Origin of the sequence: Allorhizobium undicola ORS 992 = ATCC 700741 (genome assembly GCF_000621665.1) — a bacterium.
Taxonomy (GTDB): Bacteria; Pseudomonadota; Alphaproteobacteria; order Rhizobiales; family Rhizobiaceae; genus Allorhizobium; species Allorhizobium undicola.
Genome location: NZ_JHXQ01000008.1, coordinates 21,721 through 38,863, shown reverse-complemented (window position 1 = coordinate 38,863; position 17,143 = coordinate 21,721). Strand labels below are relative to the sequence as shown.

Sequence of the window (17,143 nt, the reverse complement as noted above, 5' to 3'; positions counted from 1 at the left end):
GATGATCCTCTACGGAACCAACCCTATCGCCTGGTCCAATGACGACGACCTCACGCTGGGCGCCCATATCACGCTCGAGCAATGCCTTGACGAAACCTCGCAGATCGGTTTCGACGGCATCGAGAAGGGTCACAAAATGCCCAGCGAGCCGAACGGCCTGAAGGGCGTTCTGGAGCCGCGCGGCCTGAAATTCGTCTCCGGCTGGCATTCGCTGAACGTGCTGACCAACACCATCGAGCAGGAAAAGGCGGCCATGCAGCCCTTCCTCGACCTGCTGAAGGCCATGGGCAGCAAGGTCATCATCACCTGCGAAACCTCGAACTGCATTCATGGCGACAATTCCAAGGCCCTGAACGACCGTCCGGTGCTTTCCGAGGACGAGTGGGCCAGGTTCGGCGCAGGCGTCGAAGAACTTGCCAAATTCGCTGCCGACCAGGGCATCACGCTCGTATACCATCACCACATGGGCACGATCGTCGAAAGCGAAGAGGAAATCGACAAGTTCATGGCCAATACCGGCCCGCACACCAAGCTGCTGCTGGATACCGGCCATTGCTTCTTTGGCGGCGGCAATCCCGAGCGCGTGGCGCAGAAATACATGGACCGCGTCGGCCATATCCATTGCAAGAACGTTCGTCCGATCATTGCAAAGCAGGTTCGTGACGAGCGCCTTTCCTTCCTCGAAGGCGTGCGCCGTGGCGTATTCACCGTTCCCGGCGACAGCGAAGGCGGCGTTAACTTCCCGCCGGTGCTGAAAATCGCCGCCGAGCACGGCTATGAAGGCTGGCTGGTCATCGAAGCCGAGCAGGACCCGGACGTGCGCAAGCCCTATGACTACCAGAGCCTGGGCCTTGCTTCGCTGAAGGCGATGGCCAAGGCAGCCGGTCTCGACAAGTCGGCCTGAGCCCTATCCTTCCCTCATGCCTGAGGGATAGATTGCACGAGAAGCGGGCAGAACTGCCCTGCCCGCTTCCTATGCCCGTGGTTTTTCGGTAAAACATGCGCCGAGCGCTTCATGAGTGCCTCATGGCATGTGCGAATCGGCCGAGGCGCTTGCCGTGAGAGCAGCTCGGGCCGAAAACTTTTACGCGAGAAGCCCGCGCTTCTTCCCCAACACAGGCAGGCCCATGACATTTCTCGACCCGCATCACCCCTTCTTCAAGCCGCTTTGGGTCCGTGTTCTCACGGTTCTGGTGCCGCTGGTCTGGACCGGGGTCGAGCTTTACAGCGGCGAGGCCGGCTGGGCGATCATTTCCTTCGCGCTCGCCTTTTATGCCGGCTTGCAGCTTTTCTGGGTGTTTTACAAAACGCCCCCGAAGAATACGGACAAGGGAGAGACACAATGAGCAAACTGCTGCGAAAGCCGGTTGCCAGCCATGGCAAGGTGCATGACATCACCCCGGCAAGTGCGGAATGGGGCTATGTCGGCTTTGGCCTTTACAAGCTGAAGGCAGGCGAAAAGGCCGCCGAACAGACCGGTGAGACGGAGGTGATCCTGGTTCTCGTCGAGGGCAAGGCGGAAATTTCCGCAAGCGGCAAGAGCTTTGGCGAACTGGGTGACCGCATGAACGTCTTCGAAAAGAAGCCGCCGCATTGCGTATACGTCCCCGCTGGCAGCGATTGGTCCGCCATTGCCACCACCGATGTGACGCTTGCCATCTGCACCGCTCCGGGCAAGCCGGGCCGCGAGGCGCAGGTCATCGGCCCCACCGGCCTTTCGCTGGTCGAGCGCGGCAAGGGCGCCAATACCCGCTACATCTTCCCGATTGCCATGGAAGAGCGCGACGTGGCAGACAGCCTGCTCGTCACGGAAGTGTTCACGCCGCAGGGCAACTGGTCTTCCTACCCGCCACATCGGCATGACGAGGACAATTTCCCCGACATGACCTATCTGGAAGAAACCTATTATCACCGGCTCAACCCCGCGCAGGGTTTCGGCTTCCAGCGGGTTTTCACCGAAGACGGATCGCTGGATGAGAGCATGGCCGTATCGGATGGCGATGTCGTGCTGGTTCCCAAGGGCCACCACCCCTGCGGCGCACCCTACGGCTATGAAATGTATTACCTCAACGTCATGGCCGGCCCGATGCGCAAGTGGCGCTTCAAGAACCATCCCGACCATGACTGGATTTTCAAGCGCGACAATCCGTAAAGCAGTCTTAAAGCGTGTCGCGATCTTCCAGATTCGCTCTTGACGCTTTAAGTCATTGTTTTGTCGCATGTCGTTATCGCAAAACCGCTGTACACTTTTGCGCGACATGCATTAACTCCGGGACGCTTTTGCGTTTTCTGAAGATTTTCGATGGCGGTGGATGGCAACATCCGCCGCCAATGCGTTTCCGGAAAGGGGATGATCCCGCTCACTGCGGGAAATCCTGCAACCGCGCAGCAAAAGCTGCTTTGTCTTCCCGCCCAGGTTATGCTCGCGCTATCAAATTATAGCGCAAAGCTTTGGCTACGGCCTGAGCCATGGTGTTGCAGGCAAGCTTGCGGCGGGCGGATTTCATATAGCTGCGGGCCGTGTGCGGGGTTATCAGCAGCGTTTCGGCAATATCACGGTGGTCCTTGCCCTGGGCCACCAGATAGAGACATTCCAGCTCTCGCGCCGTCATGGACCGGGCAGGGTCGCTATCGCCATAAACTTCCGCCAGGGCCTTTTCATGCAGCAAGGTCGCCATTTGCTGCCAGCCCGAACCGTAACGCTCGAAGCAGGACTTTACCTCATGGATGGCATTGCGCGTGGTGATGGAGACAAGCCCGCGCCGTCCGGCGCCATCCCAGGCGGGAATGGAAAAGCCAAGCCCGCCAACGCCATACATCTCCGCCTCCTGCACGATGCGGATGAAGTCCGGCGTCAGCGCCAGATCGGCCCAGAAAAACGGCTCGGTCGCGACCATACCGTGCTGAACGACCTGATCTTTCTGAATATAATCGCAGAGCAGATAGCGGCCAAGCCATTCTGCCGGATAGGTGCTGCGCACGAAAGGCGCATCGACGGTCCGGGAAAAACCGAAGGCCATATGATAGGTCACATGATCCACCGGATAGAAAGTCTTGATCAACGGCAGCGCAGCCGCCACGTCAGCCGCGTTTGCGATTGCTGACAAAGCTGCCGACATGGCTGAGCGAGATGTCGATAACGAGTTCATGGCGCACTCCTCGCAACGATGCCTATACATCGTTGCCATAAGAAGCGACGTTAAGAAACGTTTGTGAAGGAATTTCTGCGTGAATGAAAAAATTTCTACCTTTAGGAGAAATTCATACAATCACTTCCTCATTGGCGTAACGCCGGACACGAGGTCCGGCGCATATCTCACCCCGCTCAGAACGGCAGCTTGAAACCGGGGGGAATCGGCAGGCCCGCGGTCATGGCCTTGGTCTTTTCGGCAGCGACGGCCTCGACCTTGTCCTTGGCATCCTTGTGAGCCGCCACCAGCAGGTCTTCGAGGATTTCCACATCGTCATCCTTGAAAAGCGCAGGATCGATCTTGACGCTCTTCAATTCGCCCTTGCCGGTCATGACGACAGTGACGAGGCCCCCGCCGGATTTGCCCTCGACTTCCAATGCAGCAATCTCTTCCTGCATTTTCTCCATCTTGGCCTGCATTTCCTTGACCTTGCCCATCATGCCCATGATGTCGCGCATGTTTTTCTCCTGTTCATTGAAATAGGTGGGATCAGAACTCGATGTCGTCGCCGGGCAGAATGTCGCCTTCGGCAGATTCGGCGACCGCTGGCGGCGCCAGTTCCTCTTCCTCCTGCTGCGCGGCACGGATACGCACATCCATGATTTTTGCGCCGGGGAAACGCGCCATGATGGCCATGACATCGGGATCGGCTGCCGCATCGGTCATGCGGGCCTCATGATCGGTCTTTTCCTGCTCGGAAAGCGTGGGGCCGCCGGGTTCGCGGCTGAGAATGACCATCCAGCGGATTTCGGTCCATTCTTCCAGCCGCCGCTGCAAATCACCGACAATGGCCTTGGGCGCCTCTGGCGGGAGATTGATTTCCAGCCGCCCGGCCTCGATATTGACCAGCCGCACATAGGCGCGCAGCAAGGCCTTCAGACGCGGATCACGATTTTTGGTGCAGAGATCGGAAATGTCTTCCAGCGATTTGACCGCGACCTTCGGCTGAGGCTGGACCTCGGTTTCCGGCCTTGCAAGCCTTTGCGCCTCCGGAGAGCTGGGCACAGCCTGCAAATGGGCGCTCGCCTGCGGCTGGCCCTGCGGGCGCAGCACGGTATCGGCCCGCGCCACGGCCTGCGTTGCATAGGCCATGGAGGCGCCACCCGATGGTCCACCACGCGGCGCGGGCGCGCCCTGACCACCGCCATCGCGGCTCATCTCCAGAAGCCGCCTTGCGGCATCTTCCGGTGATGGCAGATGGGCCGCATGTGCAAGGCGAATCAACACCATTTCCGCAGCCCCCATGGGCCGGGAAGCATTTTCCACCTCCGGAATGCCCTTGAGCAGCATCTGCCAGATCCGCGACAGCGTCGTAACCGCCACGCTTTCGGCATATTCGCCCCCACGCAGGCGCTCCACTTCGCTCAGCGAAGGATCGTTCGCGCCGTTCGGCACATATTTGAGCCGTGTGACGAGATGGGTGAAATCGGCAAGATCGGTCAGCACCACGGTCGGGTTGGCGCCTGCCTCGTACTGGCTGGCAAATTCGCCAAGCGCTGCCGCAACATCGCCCTTTACCACATGGCCGAAGAGATCGACGATACGGGCGCGATCGGCAAGGCCAAGCATGGCCCGCACGGCATCGCCCTCCACCCGGCCACCGCCATGGGCAATCGCCTGATCGAGCAGCGACAGGCCATCGCGGGCCGAGCCTTCCGCGGCTCGCGCAATCATCGACAGGGCTTCAGCCTCGGCCTCGATGCCTTCCTTGGACAGGATCGTGGAAAACAGGCCCACAAGGTCGCCCGCACTGATGCGGCGCAGGTCGAAGCGCTGGCAGCGCGACAGAACCGTGATCGGAACCTTGCGGATTTCGGTGGTGGCGAAGATGAATTTCACGTGTTCCGGCGGCTCTTCCAACGTCTTCAGCAGACCGTTGAAAGCCGCCGTGGAAAGCATGTGAACTTCGTCGATGATATAGACCTTGTAACGCGCCGAGACCGGGCGGTAGCGCACCTGTTCGATAATCTCGCGAATATCGTCGATGCCGGTATGGGAGGCCGCGTCCATCTCGATCACATCGACATGGCGGCCTTCCATGATCGCCTGACAATGTTCGCCCGGAATTTTCAGGTCGATGGTCGGGCGGTCGATTTCAGCGGTCTTGTAATTGAGCGCGCGCGCCAGAATGCGGGCCGTGGTGGTCTTGCCCACCCCGCGCACACCCGTCAGCATATAGGCCTGGGCAATGCGTCCGGTCTCAAAGGCGTTGGTCAGCGTGCGGACCATCGGCTCCTGGCCAACCATCAGATCGGTAAAATCGCGGGGGCGGTATTTTCGCGCCAGAACCCGGTATCCACCGGGGGCGGCGTCGGCCTTTGCTGTTGGCTCCAATTCGCTCATCGCGCTGCCAGCGTCCCCGTGGTTTGAAAATGGCTCTCGCAATACAGCGCCGTGCGTTTTATCAACCGCACAAAGGACGCTGTAACACTTTAAATATGCTGCATAATTTTCACCTTAAATCGATTCCGATTTAAGGAATTATGCAGTAGGGAGAGAGGTGGGAGGCTGGAACGATGACCCAAGCCGGGCTCGTTAGGGCTGCTTCCTTCCGGACCTGACCCGGTTGGCGAGTGGCTCGTCCACCACCAACCTCCCACCGCTCATATCGTCAATCTTCCGGGCAAATGCAAGCCACGGCTTGAAAAAACTGCTCTCGTGCAATGAATTTGGCATCTGACACTCATTTGCGGCGATCTCGACGATCAAATGCCTGATTCAGACCACACATGCTCCGCTTTCGAGATTTGCCAGCCTTCATCGCAGGAGGAAACGGAAAGGCCGGTACCTTTTCAGCGCGAATTATGAAACAACAAAGAAAACGGGAGAAGCAGCCTTGGCACATTTCATTCTGGACGAGAGACTGGAGCGCGACAGCGTTTCCATTGCCAGGCTCGGACTTTCCGATGTCCGGCTGGCAAAGGACAGCCGCTGGCCGTGGATCATCCTTGTTCCGCAAAGGGCAAATGTCAGCGAGATTTTCGACCTCGAAGCCGATGACCAGGCAGAACTGGCGCGTGAACAGGCTCGCATTGGCCATCTGCTCAAGGACATGACCGGCGCCAGCAAAATCAATATTGCCGCCATCGGCAATATGGTGCGGCAACTGCACGTCCACGTCGTTGCCCGCTTCGAGGGGGATGCAAACTGGCCCGGACCCATCTGGGGCCATGGCCAGCCCGCAGCCTATGATGAGCAGGCCTTCGAGACTCTGAAGGCAAAGTTACAGAAGGCACTTGCAGCATGAAGACATCGCTTTTCGACAGCCGCGCCCCCCATGGCGAGGCCAGCGCCCTGACCGCCTTTGCCGGCAACGGTCTGGAACGCTATGCCGAGCACCGCTCGGAAGCCAGTCTTTCAGAGGCGTTTCAGGTGGAAGGTATGCATGTGCTGGCCTATGTGGGCAGCAAAATCCTGCTTAAGCACGAGGAGCAGGTGCTGGATCCGCTGTTTGCCACCTATGAACTGGCCGGGCTGGAGCCCGATCTCGATGCTGCCGTGCTTCTTGGCCGCCGTCCCAGCGGCGAGCCACGCATTGCCCTGCCATTGCGGGTCGGCGAGGAGGCGATCGGCGAAGGCTACAAGCTGCTTTCCGGCCGCGACCTTTACAGGGAGGCGGGCCTCGACCCGGAATTGTTGGGGGAAGCCGCGCAAGGCTTCAGCCTTCTGCACTGGAATGGTGAAAACCGCTTTTGCGGCAGTTGCGGCCAGCCCATGGAAGCCCGCCTTGGCGGTTACAAGCGCGAATGCCCGGCCTGTGGCCGCATGTCCTTTCCGCGAACCGATCCGGTCGTCATCATGATGACGATCGACGAGGCCAATGATCGCTGCCTTCTGGGGCGGGGGGCGCATTTCCCGGAGGGCATGTATTCCTGTCTGGCAGGCTTCATGGAACCGGCGGAAACCATCGAAAACGCCGTGCGCCGGGAAACCCGCGAGGAATCCGGCATAACCATCGGGCGGGTGCGCTACCACGCCTCGCAACCATGGCCCATGCCGCACCAGCTGATGATCGGCTGTTATGCGCAGGCGTTGAGCGTTGAGATCGAGCGGGATGAAAACGAACTGGCCGATTGCCGCTGGTTTAGCCGTGAGGAGCTGCGCGCCATGATCGACCTTCGCAGTGAAGGCGCCAAGGCGCCAGCGCGGGGCACGATTGCCCACCGGCTTATGACGGACTGGCTGGACTGGCCTGAAGCTGAGGCAGAAGGCTGACGGTGGCATTGCGCCGCGCCTTCGGATATGAAGCGGGACGGCAGGCACTCACCTGCCGCTCCCTGTTCCAGAATGAAAGCCCGCCATGACGCCTGCCTTCTACGCCGACTATATCGCAGAGCTTCGTGCGCTATTTTCTGAACTCGATCAGACGCCGGAGCTGTTCCAGACCTTTGACCTGCATATCGAGCTTCTGGCATCCGGCAGCATGGTTGTTTATGAGACCCGCCGTAAAAAGGGTGTGACGGATAGCCTCTATTACGGTCGCTCGGGCAGGACCGGCGCAAGCCGGCAGCTTTCCCGGCAGGTGGCCTTTACCGCTATCGACCGTTTCTTTTCCTTTGGCGAATTTCTGGCGCTGGCCGGTAGCGCTGCGGATGGGCAGGTTCTGGACGAAAACTTCCCCTCCTGCGCCGTAAAACTGTCCTATCGCAAAAAGGGCCATCCAAAGGCGCGCTCCATGCTGATGGTCTTCATCGGCTTCAACGATCAGGCCGATGCCCTGTCCTTTGCGGAAATTGCAGGCACGAGACTGCCTTTGATCGCCACCCGGCCCTTTTCCACCGATAAGGCCTTCGAGTGGCGGTAGACGATAGCCGCTAGAGCATTTTCAGGAAAATTGGAAGCCGGCTTACCGCCTGAAAATGCGTAAATACAAATAGTTAGAGCATTTCCAGTCCTTCCAGCAAGGACGCCGCTTTTTGCCGGAGGGCATCGCGCCGGTCCGTTGCCATGCGGTTGTAGCTGGCATAGATGGTGGACATGCGCGGATTGCCCTTCAGGACTGCCTCATTGCGTGCAATGAAATCCCAATAGAGGGCGTTGAACGGACAGGCGCCTTCGCCCGTCGCATCCTTCACGTCGTAATGGCAGGAGGAGCAGAAATTGCTCATCCGGTCGATATATTTGCCGCTGGCGGCATAGGGCTTGCTGGCCATCAGCCCGCCATCGCCATAAAGCGCCATGCCCAGCGTATTGGGCAGCTCCACCCATTCATAGGCATCGGCATAAACCAGAAGATACCAGTCGCAGACCTGTTTTGGCTCGACGCCCGCAAGAAGCGCGAAATTACCCGTCACCATCAGGCGTTGGATGTGATGGGAATAGGCATGTTGCATGGTATCCGCCACGGCTGATGTCATGCAGGCCATTTTCGTCTTGCCGTTCCAGTAATAGGCTGGAAGATCGCGGCTGGCATTCAGGTGATTGCGGGTGGCGTAATCGGGCATTTCCCGCCAGTAGAGACCGCGCACATATTCGCGCCAGCCAAGGATTTGCCGGATAAAGCCTTCCACGGCATTCAAGGGCGCCTTGCCATCGGCATAGGCCTTTTCCGCCCGGCGGATGACCTGCATGGGCAAAAGCAGGCCTGCATTGAGATAGGCCGAAATCAGCGAATGATAGAGATAGGGTTCCCCCCGGACCATGGCGTCCTGATAGTCGCCGAAATTTGCCAGAACCTCCTCCATGAAATGATCCAGCTCGCGTCTTGCCTGTTCTGCCGTCAGCGCGAAATGAAAAGGCCGCAGCGTTCCGAAATGCCCTGCAAACCGCGCCTCGACCAGCTCCAGAACCTCGGTGAGGATGGGGTCGCGGCGGTGACGGATACGCTTTGGGCCTTTCAGACCCTTGGGCGGCGATTTCCGATTGTCATGGTCGAAATTCCATTGGCCGCCCACGGGCTCGCCGTCCTCCATCAACACATCGTGGCGGCGGCGCATGTCGCGATAGAAAAACTCCATGCGCAATTGCTTGCGGCCTTTTGCCCAGGTTTCGAAATCCTGCCGGGAACAGAGAAAGCGGTCGTCGGGAAGGATGTCCACCGGCAGGTTCAGCCTGCGCTGCCAATCCTGCATGGCCGCAGCCAACCGGTATTCTCCCGGCTCCGTCACGACGATCCGATCGGGCTGAAGCGCGTTGACGGCGCGGCGTAGTTCGCCAAACAGGCTCTGGCTGTTATCCGCATCGTCCAGCTTCACATAGCGGACGGCAAAGCCTTTCTGCTCAAGCGCTTTGGCAAAATGACGCATGGCCGAAAACAGGAAAGCGATCTTCTTCTTGTGATGCGGCACATAGGTTGCCTCGTCCATGACCTCGGCCATCAGCACCGTGGTCGAGGCAGGATCGGCATCCCGAAGCGACGACAAGGATGCGCTCAACTGGTCGCCCAGCACCAGAACCAGCGCGGTCACAGGGTCTGGCCGATCCGGGCCGTGCCTTTCTGGCCGTTATCGCGGATCCAGCGAAGGCTTTTGTCACCTGTCCGATAAAGCTCGAAACACATGGGGGCGCCCTTGTACCAGGTGGTGAAGCGCTGGCAGAGGCGGTCGCCGGAAATCCACCACTTGCCCGTATCGTCCGGCTTGACGAAGCGGCCAAGGCCGAGGGCCTCGCCGTCGCCATCCACCACGCCGCCCTTGCGATAGTTCAGCGGAAACTCCCCACCCATGGGAGTGGCCAGAAAAACGCGCCTGCCGATAATGTCGCTTTGAATATCACGGGCCGAAAAGCGGGTCTCGGCGGCCTGAGCCGGTGCGCCGAGCGCCAGACCGGCGATCGTCATGCCCACCATCATCGCGGCTGTCGCTATCTTCATCGTTCCCTCTCCCTGATCCAGACCATGGTTTGGTTGCGTAATGTGATGACATACGCACACAGCCGGCGCCTGGATCGATTTCCGGAAAAAGAACCCGCGAGGAGGAAGATATGACCAGCATGTTATCGCTTGAACCGGGCTATACCGCCCTTGTCATCGGTGCGTCCGGCGGGATCGGCGCAGCCGTTGCCACCATGCTGGAAGAGGATCCACGCTGTGGCGATGTCATTCGCCTGTCACGCAGCGGCGATGGACTGGACGTGACGCAGGAGGCCAGCATCGCGCATCATGCCGGAAGACTGGGCGAAAAGGCGGTCGATCTGCTGTTCTGCGCCACGGGCGCGCTGACCATAGACGGCATCGGGCCGGAAAAAACCATACGCGCCATCACCTCCGAGGCCATGGCGGCGCAATTCGCACTCAATGCGATTGGTCCCGCGCTGGTCCTGAAGCATTTCGCACCCCTGCTGCGCAGGGACCGCCGCGCCATTGCCGGCTTTCTCTCCGCGAAAGTGGGTTCGATTGGCGATAACCGGCTGGGCGGCTGGATTTCCTATCGCGCCTCCAAGGCCGCGCTGAACCAGATCCTGCGCACAGCGTCCATCGAAATTGCCCGCACGCGACCGCAGGCGCTTGTGGCCGCGCTGCATCCCGGCACCGTCGCCACCGGCCTTTCGGCCTCCTATTCCGTCAATCATGAACGTTTTGAACCTCTCCGCAGCGCCGGAATGCTGCTTTCGGTGCTGGATGGCCTCAGCGCCTCCGGGAGCGGTGGTTTCTATGGATATGACGGCAAGGTGATCGAATGGTAGGCAATCCGGTTTGCCTGCTACGGCGTAAAATGATTGCAACATCGTCATGGAGAGCTTGAGATGCAGCGTTTCAAATATGCCTTGATGGGACTTGGAGCGGGATTGCTGGCGTCTTCGGCTCCGGCGGCCGCGCAGGATTTTACCTTCGAAGACTATTTTCACGGCAGGACCGTGGCCGAAGGCAGTTTTACTGCCATCAATGGCGTGAAACGGCGCTTTACCGTGGAGCTCACGGGAAAATGGGACGGCCGCCTGCTGACATTGCGTGAAAACTTCCACTTCGATGACGGCAGCCGCGACACCAAGACCTGGCGCTTCGTGAAAACCGGCCCGCATAGCTATAGCGGAACCCGCGAAGACGTGATTGGCGCGGCACCCGTGCGCCTTTCCGGCAATACGGCCCGTTTCAGCTATCTGGTCTATCTTTCTCCTGAAACCGAAACCAACAAGGTGCGTTTTCATGACAAGATGGTGCTGCGGCAGGATGGTAGCGTCCTGAACACGGCACTCGTCACCAAATTCGGCCTGCCCGTGGCCTGGACACGGGTGGAATTCCGCAAACCGGGCCACGGCTCGACAGGCAAGCGAGACATGCGATGATGACAATGACCTCCACACGCCCGGCGAAACTGGCATGGATTACGGGCGCAAGCTCTGGCATCGGGCGGGCACTGGCCCTGAAACTGGTGCGGGAGGGTTATCGCGTTGCTGCCAGCGCCCGCGGTCAGGAGGCTTTGCAAGCGCTGGCCGCCGAGGCCAATGGCGCCATCATCCCTTTTCCGCTCGACATTACCGATAGCAATGCCGTTCTTTCCACCGTGGCCCGCATCGAGGCGGAACTTGGCCCCATCGACATGGCGGTGTTTTCGGCAGGAAGCTATGTGCGGGAGCGGCCAACGCAATTCAAGGCGGCGAAACTCCGGCAAATGGTGGAGCTGAACATCATCGGCACCGGAAATTGTCTGGAAGGGGTCATCCCCTCCATGGTGGCGCGCGGAGCGGGGAAGATCGGCATTCTGGCCTCGGTTTCCGGCTATACCGGCCTTCCGGGCGGCGGCCTCTATGGCGGCAGCAAGTCCATGCTGATTACCCTTGCCGAGGCCATGCATCCTGAGCTTGCCGAAAAAGGCGTGACACTGTCCATCATCAATCCCGGCTTCGTAAAAACCCCGCTCACCGACAAGAATGATTTTCCAATGCCGTTCCTGATAACGGCCGAAGAGGCGGCCGATCATATCTATACCGGCATGGAAAAGGGCAGGTTCGAAATCGCCTTCCCCTGGAAGATGGTGGTTTCGCTCAAACTGCTGAGACTGCTTCCCTACAGCCTCTATTTCGCCATCACCCGCAAGATGCTGCGCAATGATCGGTGAGAAGAGGCCCGCGCCTTGCCCGGCAAGGCGCGGCCGTTCCGCTACATTTCTCTTCCAAGCTCGAACTGCACCACGTCCAGCCGTCCGGTTCTGAAGCCTGCGGCGCAATAATGCAGGTAATAGCGCCACATGCGAAAGAAGCGCTCATCGAAACCAAGCGGCGCGATGTGGCTCCACTGGGCCGTGAAGCTGCGATCCCACATCAGCAGTGTCCGTTCGTAATCCCGGCCAAAGCGGAATGTATCGAGAAGCCGAAGTCCGGACTCTCCGGCGCTGGCGGCGAATTTTTCCACGCTCGGCAACATGCCACCGGGAAAAATATAGGTCTGGATGAAATCCGCCCCGCGCCGGTATTGCTCGAAACGGCTCTCGTCAATGGTGATGACCTGCACCATGGCGCGGCCACCTTCGCTCAGAAGCTCCCGGATGCGGTCGAAATAAAGCGGCCAATGCTCCTCCCCCACCGCCTCGAACATTTCGATGGAGACGATCCGGCTGAAACGGCCCTGTACATCGCGGTAATCTTCCAGCCGGATCTCGGCACGCTCCGCAAGACCGGCCTTTTGCAGCCGCTCGCGCGCATAGGCCGCCTGCTCGCGCGAAAGCGTCAGGCCCGTGACGCGGCAGCCAGTCTGGCGAATGGCATATTCGGCAAAGCCGCCCCAGCCGCAGCCAATTTCCAGCACGTGATCCTCTGGCCCGATCTGCAATTTTTCGACAATACGCGCATATTTGGCATTTTGCGCCGCTGCGAGCGCCTGATTGGGATGGGCGAAAAGCGCCGACGAATAGGTCATGGTTTCATCCAGCCACAGCCGGTAGAAATCATTGCCGAGATCGTAGTGGAAGGCGATATTGCGGCGGCTTCCCGCGCGCGAATTGGCCCGCAGGCGATGTTTCAGCCAGGCCAGGCGTCGGAACAGGCTGGACGGCGACATGACCTGTTCCCAGCCCTGCTGGTTGGCGATGGCAAGCTCCAGAAATCCGGCAATATCGGGGCTGTCCCAGTCACCGTCGAGATAGGAGCGGGAAAAGCCGAGACCGCCGCCCGTCAGCAAATGCCATACGGGGCGGGCATTGTTCAGCTTCAACACCGCAGCGGGACCGGCCTCCCGGCCCTGCACAGCCAGTTCGCGGCCATCTGGAAAAATCACCGTCAGGCGTCCATGGCTGAGACGTCCGGCCCAACGGCCGATCACCCTTTGCCACAAGGGGGCTCCGGCAAGGCTCACGGTCGGCAGATGCTGATCGGCATGGGTCATGATGGACTCCCTGGGGACATGGATTTCGGGCGGATGACAGAGCTTGCCACAGGATTTTCCGCCTTGCGGTGGCGAAAGACCGGCACGCCCTTCAGCCACAGGCGCAGCGCTTCCCAATGGATCGCCCCCATGACCTTGAGCGTCATCAGCGGATAGGACAGAAAGGCCTTGAGAAGGCTCCTGTCGGTGAGTTCGTGGCGCCGCCCGGCAAAGGCGGCGTAAAGCAAAGGCCCTTCGGCATCGCTTTCATGGATGGCGATCAGCACCCCTTCAGCGGGCGGGCGAATGCGAAACCGGTAGATGCAATCCATCGGCACGAAGGGCGAGACATACATTTCCTTGGCGCAGGCGTGGCGAACATCGCCACCTTGCTCGGCCTGCGCCGGAATGATGTAGGTGTGGCGCTCGTGAAAAGTGTTGCAGACCTCATAAAGAACCGCCACCAGCCCGTCTTTATCGTCGTGGCAGAAATAGACGGTGAGCGGATTGAAGACATAGCCGAGGATCCGCGGATAGCAGAGCATGGAAATGCGAGCTGCGCCAGACGCAAGCCCCGCCTCCTTCAGCCTTTCTTCCGCCCAGGCCCGCAGGCCTCCCTCTTCCCCGTGGCCGTGATCCTTGTCATGCACGCTGAAGACGGCACGGCGGTTATGTCCGAAAAGCCGGAGGCGACGGTCCAGCAGCGGCAGCTCATCGAGATCGATGAGCAGCGAAAACACGCGGTATCGCAGGCCGTGCTTGCGGGGTTTGAACCGTTCATGCACGACATCGCCGCGATAGATGGCGCTTGAGATCCTCATGATGCAGCCAGCGGCGCGGTGTGAACGAAGATCCGGCCCGATGGCGCATCGACCTGCCAGGGGCGTTTGACGCCGCCCAGTTGCTCGGCAACCGCAAGGCCCGCCTGTAGGCCGTCCTCGTGAAAGCCGCTTCCGAAATGCGCACCGCAGAACCAGGTGCGCCTGCGGCCCTGCAATTGCCAGATCTGCTTTTGCGCGGCAATCGCCTTCGGATCGAAAAGCGGATGGGCATAATCGAAACTGGCATGAATGCGGGCCGGATCGATCTCCCGGTTCGGGTTGAGCGTCACGAAAAGCGGCAGCGCCGGATCAAGCCCTTGCAGCCGGTTCATCCAATAGGTCACGCAAAGCGGCGCATGGCCGCCCTCATCCTTGTTGCCGATATAATTCCAGCTTGACCACACAGCAGGCCGCTTCGGCATCAGGGCCGGGTCCGAATGCAGGACGGCCCGGTTCGGCGTATAATCGAAAGCACCGAGATGGGCTCGCTCCAGACCATCGGCGTCGCTCAGAAGCGCCAGCGCCTGATCGGCATGGGTGGCAATCACCACGTCGTCGAAGCGTTCGCGCTGGCCATCGGCCGTGACCACATCCGCGCCCGTCTCGTGCCGTTCCACGCTGACGACGGCCTTGCCCAGCCGGACTTCGCCATTGAAAGCAGCAAGAAGGCGGCGCACATATTCCCGACTGCCGCCATCGACGGTGCGCCATTGCGGACGGTTGCGGATTTCCACCAGCCCGTGATTGATGAAGAAGCGCAGGAAGGCGTGCAGCGGATAGGCCCGCATGTCAGCCGCTGTCGTTGACCAGATTGCCGCCCCCATTGGCAGGAGATGATCGGTCACGAAGGCATCGCTGTAGTTTTCCAGCGCCAGAAAATCGCCAAGCGTCGCGGAAACCAGATCGCCACGCTCCAGCAAAAGCGGAGCGCTTTTGTAAAACCGCATTATATCGCTGACCATGCGCCAGAAACGCGGTCTCAGCGCATTGCGCTTCTGCCCCAGCAGGCCGGAAATGCCCGAACCGGAATATTCGAACCCGCCGCTGCCGAGCGATACCGCAAAGGACATGTTGGAGGGCTTCGTTGGAACTTTCAGATGCTCGAAAAGCGCCACGAGATTGGGGTAATTGCGCTCGTTGTAAACGATGAAGCCGGTATCGACCGGCACGGCACCCTTGCCTGCCGCCACCTCCACGGTGTTGGAATGGCCGCCCGCGCGGCTTTCGGCTTCGAAAAGAACCACAGGCCGGGAATGCGAAAGCAGCCATGCGGCGGAAAGACCCGAAATTCCGGAGCCGATAACGGCGACCCTTTCTTCGCCGCGAGGCGGAAACCTGTCTTCCCTCAGTGCCATGCCGTCTCCCCCGGCTGGTCTCCAGCCTGCCACAACTTCAGTTTGCCTTTAATTACGCCGGGGGAAAGAACATGGATTGCAGACGCGGGAACTTTTTTGCCGGTGGCGGCACTTATCCACGTGATCCAGCCGGAATGACAGCGCGTAGAGGGGAACATGACAATAGCCATTTCCCAATCGGCGCTTGAATGCCACAATAGCCAGCGATCCTTTAATCGTCCGAAAAGGCGGCAGGAAGCAACGGCACAACACGCGCCTGCAAGCGCCAACGGAATGGTTATGGACCCAGAAACCGATGACATGTCTCACTTGCTTGCGGCTGTGGCGCAACACAGGGATTACGAGGCATTCGAAAAATTGTTCCGCCACTATGCCCCGCGTGTGAAGGCCTATATGGCCCGTCAGGCGCGAGACAATCAGGCGGCCGAGGAGCTGATGCAGGAAACCATGATGGCCGTCTGGAACAAGGCGGCCCTGTTCGATCCGTCGCGCGGCAATGTCTCCGGCTGGATTTTCACGATTGCCCGCAATCTGCGCATTTCCGCCTATCGCAAGGACAGGCGGCCCGAATTCGACCCCACCGATCCCGCCTTCGTGCCGGATGACGTGCCAGCCGCCGACGAGGAGTTCGAGGCCCGGCAGGAGGCCGACCGGCTGAAACGCGCGATGCAGGATTTGCCTCGCGAACAGCGCGAATTGCTGCAACTTTCCTTTTTCAACGAAATATCCCATAGCACCATCGCAAAGGACCTGAACCTGCCGCTCGGCACGGTCAAATCCCGCATCCGCATGGCCTTTGCAAAGCTTCGCGCGGCTCTGGACGACCGGCTGCTGGAGGAAGGACGATGACTGTTCGCCATCATGTCAGCGATGAATTGCTGATGGATTATGCCAGTGGCAGCCTGACGGAAGGCTGGAGCATTGCGGTCGCCACCCATCTGGCGCTTTGCCCGGAATGTCGCGTGCGACTTTTCCGCATGGAAGCTGCGGCAGGCGTTCTGATGGAGTGCGCCGCCGTGGAAACTTCGGATGTGGATATGTCCTGGGCGCAGATGCAAAAACGCATGGCAGGCGCCGGACAAGCCCTTGCGTCACACAAGAAGAGCCAGGAACCGGTTCGTGCGAAAACTGCCGTCCTGCCAGAACCGCTCCGCTCCTACCTCGGCACGGACGTCGATAAGCTCAAATGGAAGCCGCTTGGCCGGGGCGCCTATCATATTCCGATCCGCACGGGGGATTCGGAAACCAGCGTAAGGCTGTTGCGCATTCCCGCTGGCAAGCCGGTACCGGAACACAGCCATGGCGGCCGTGAACTGACGCTTGTTCTCTCCGGCAGCTTTCATGATGAAACCGGCGAGTTCCGTCGTGGCGATCTCGAGGATGCCGACGATACGCTGGAACATCAGCCCGTCGCCGGCAAGGACGAAGACTGCATCTGCCTTGCCGTGACCGACGCGCCACTCAGGTTCAAAAGCCGGCTTTTGCGATTGATCCAGCCGGTGCTGGGTATCTGATCCAAAACGCCGGGTCCCTATCCCT

19 protein-coding genes and 1 other RNA gene are annotated in these 17,143 nt (G+C 59.8%); 11 read left to right on the top strand and 9 right to left on the bottom strand.

Going from position 1 to position 17,143, the window contains the following annotated elements:
* Nucleotide 1: 1 nt before the first annotated feature.
* The 3 genes from iolE (at nt 2) to iolB (ending at nt 2,152) form a co-directional block, all read left to right on the top strand.
* Nucleotides 2-904, top strand: coding sequence for a myo-inosose-2 dehydratase (gene iolE, locus T424_RS0110385; protein ID WP_027487669.1), 903 nt, complete (start codon nt 2-4; stop codon nt 902-904).
* Nucleotides 905-1,127: 223 nt separating this feature from the next.
* A complete protein-coding gene (locus tag T424_RS0110380; protein ID WP_027487668.1) occupies nt 1,128-1,346 on the top strand; it encodes a hypothetical protein in 219 nt (72 codons plus the stop codon).
* Nucleotides 1,343-2,152, top strand: a complete 810-nt coding sequence (gene iolB / locus T424_RS0110375; RefSeq protein ID WP_027487667.1) for a 5-deoxy-glucuronate isomerase — start codon at nt 1,343-1,345, stop codon at nt 2,150-2,152. Before T424_RS0110380 ends, iolB begins: the two co-directional genes overlap by 4 nt.
* 265 nt (nt 2,153-2,417) lie before the next feature.
* Here the strand turns inward: iolB and T424_RS0110370 are convergent, their stop codons facing one another.
* The 4 genes from T424_RS0110370 to ffs all read right to left on the bottom strand — a co-directional run bounded on the left by T424_RS0110370 (nt 2,418) and on the right by ffs (nt 5,788).
* Complete coding sequence (locus T424_RS0110370) at nt 2,418-3,149, bottom strand: helix-turn-helix transcriptional regulator (RefSeq protein WP_027487666.1); 732 nt, start codon at nt 3,147-3,149, stop codon at nt 2,418-2,420.
* A gap of 176 nt (nt 3,150-3,325) precedes the next feature.
* Nucleotides 3,326-3,649 carry a YbaB/EbfC family nucleoid-associated protein gene (locus tag T424_RS0110365; protein WP_027487665.1) on the bottom strand — a complete coding sequence of 108 codons (324 nt, stop codon included), beginning with the start codon at nt 3,647-3,649 and terminating at the stop codon, nt 3,326-3,328.
* A gap of 31 nt (nt 3,650-3,680) precedes the next feature.
* Nucleotides 3,681-5,534 (bottom strand): DNA polymerase III subunit gamma/tau, encoded by a 1,854-nt coding sequence (locus T424_RS0110360; protein ID WP_027487664.1) that lies wholly within the window; start codon nt 5,532-5,534, stop codon nt 3,681-3,683.
* Nucleotides 5,535-5,691: 157 nt separating this feature from the next.
* Nucleotides 5,692-5,788: signal recognition particle sRNA small type (gene ffs / locus T424_RS22055), an RNA gene on the bottom strand.
* Between the two features lie 239 nt (nt 5,789-6,027).
* Between ffs and T424_RS20730 the strand changes: the two genes are divergently transcribed.
* The 3 genes from T424_RS20730 to T424_RS22855 all read left to right on the top strand — a co-directional run bounded on the left by T424_RS20730 (nt 6,028) and on the right by T424_RS22855 (nt 7,995).
* Nucleotides 6,028-6,438 carry an HIT family protein gene (locus T424_RS20730; protein ID WP_037067382.1) on the top strand — a complete coding sequence of 137 codons (411 nt, stop codon included), beginning with the start codon at nt 6,028-6,030 and terminating at the stop codon, nt 6,436-6,438.
* Nucleotides 6,435-7,406 (top strand): NAD(+) diphosphatase, encoded by a 972-nt coding sequence (nudC, locus tag T424_RS0110345; RefSeq protein WP_027487663.1) that lies wholly within the window; start codon nt 6,435-6,437, stop codon nt 7,404-7,406. The genes T424_RS20730 and nudC overlap by 4 nt, the downstream gene beginning before the upstream one ends.
* 85 nt (nt 7,407-7,491) lie before the next feature.
* The gene (locus T424_RS22855) at nt 7,492-7,995 is read left to right on the top strand and encodes a hypothetical protein (protein ID WP_027487662.1); all 504 of its coding nucleotides are present in this window, start codon (nt 7,492-7,494) and stop codon (nt 7,993-7,995) included.
* A 73-nt stretch (nt 7,996-8,068) separates the two neighbouring features.
* Here T424_RS22855 and T424_RS0110335 read toward each other — a convergent pair whose 3' ends face one another.
* Both T424_RS0110335 and T424_RS0110330 read right to left on the bottom strand, forming a co-directional pair.
* A complete protein-coding gene (locus tag T424_RS0110335) occupies nt 8,069-9,598 on the bottom strand; it encodes a cryptochrome/photolyase family protein (RefSeq protein ID WP_027487661.1) in 1,530 nt (509 codons plus the stop codon).
* A complete protein-coding gene (locus T424_RS0110330) occupies nt 9,595-10,002 on the bottom strand; it encodes a hypothetical protein (RefSeq protein ID WP_245269513.1) in 408 nt (135 codons plus the stop codon). The genes T424_RS0110335 and T424_RS0110330 overlap by 4 nt, the downstream gene beginning before the upstream one ends.
* Before the next feature lie 119 nt (nt 10,003-10,121).
* Here T424_RS0110330 and T424_RS0110325 point away from each other — a divergent pair, with 119 nt between their 5' ends.
* Genes T424_RS0110325 through T424_RS0110315 form a run of 3 tightly spaced genes read left to right on the top strand, consistent with a single transcriptional unit; the run spans nt 10,122 to nt 12,187 of the window.
* Nucleotides 10,122-10,814 (top strand): SDR family NAD(P)-dependent oxidoreductase, encoded by a 693-nt coding sequence (locus T424_RS0110325; protein ID WP_027487659.1) that lies wholly within the window; start codon nt 10,122-10,124, stop codon nt 10,812-10,814.
* A 60-nt stretch (nt 10,815-10,874) separates the two neighbouring features.
* A complete protein-coding gene (locus tag T424_RS0110320; RefSeq protein ID WP_027487658.1) occupies nt 10,875-11,414 on the top strand; it encodes a DUF3833 family protein in 540 nt (179 codons plus the stop codon).
* Nucleotides 11,411-12,187 (top strand): SDR family NAD(P)-dependent oxidoreductase, encoded by a 777-nt coding sequence (locus T424_RS0110315; RefSeq protein ID WP_330217731.1) that lies wholly within the window; start codon nt 11,411-11,413, stop codon nt 12,185-12,187. The genes T424_RS0110320 and T424_RS0110315 overlap by 4 nt, the downstream gene beginning before the upstream one ends.
* Before the next feature lie 41 nt (nt 12,188-12,228).
* On the opposite strand, the gene T424_RS0110310 is transcribed toward T424_RS0110315, so the two are convergent.
* The 3 genes from T424_RS0110310 to T424_RS0110300 are packed head-to-tail and all read right to left on the bottom strand — an operon-like array spanning nt 12,229 to nt 15,604.
* Nucleotides 12,229-13,449, bottom strand: a complete 1,221-nt coding sequence (locus T424_RS0110310; protein WP_037067379.1) for an SAM-dependent methyltransferase — start codon at nt 13,447-13,449, stop codon at nt 12,229-12,231.
* On the bottom strand, nt 13,446-14,249 hold the full coding sequence (locus T424_RS0110305; RefSeq protein WP_027487655.1) for a DUF1365 domain-containing protein: 804 nt from the start codon (nt 14,247-14,249) through the stop codon (nt 13,446-13,448). The genes T424_RS0110310 and T424_RS0110305 overlap by 4 nt, the downstream gene beginning before the upstream one ends.
* A complete protein-coding gene (locus T424_RS0110300) occupies nt 14,246-15,604 on the bottom strand; it encodes an NAD(P)/FAD-dependent oxidoreductase (RefSeq protein WP_027487654.1) in 1,359 nt (452 codons plus the stop codon). Before T424_RS0110300 ends, T424_RS0110305 begins: the two co-directional genes overlap by 4 nt.
* A gap of 279 nt (nt 15,605-15,883) precedes the next feature.
* Between T424_RS0110300 and T424_RS0110295 the strand changes: the two genes are divergently transcribed.
* Together T424_RS0110295 and T424_RS0110290 are read left to right on the top strand one after the other, a co-directional pair.
* The gene (locus tag T424_RS0110295) at nt 15,884-16,453 is read left to right on the top strand and encodes a sigma-70 family RNA polymerase sigma factor (RefSeq protein WP_027487653.1); all 570 of its coding nucleotides are present in this window, start codon (nt 15,884-15,886) and stop codon (nt 16,451-16,453) included.
* Complete coding sequence (locus T424_RS0110290; RefSeq protein WP_027487652.1) at nt 16,450-17,118, top strand: ChrR family anti-sigma-E factor; 669 nt, start codon at nt 16,450-16,452, stop codon at nt 17,116-17,118. The genes T424_RS0110295 and T424_RS0110290 overlap by 4 nt, the downstream gene beginning before the upstream one ends.
* The last annotated feature ends 25 nt before the right edge of the window (nt 17,119-17,143 follow it).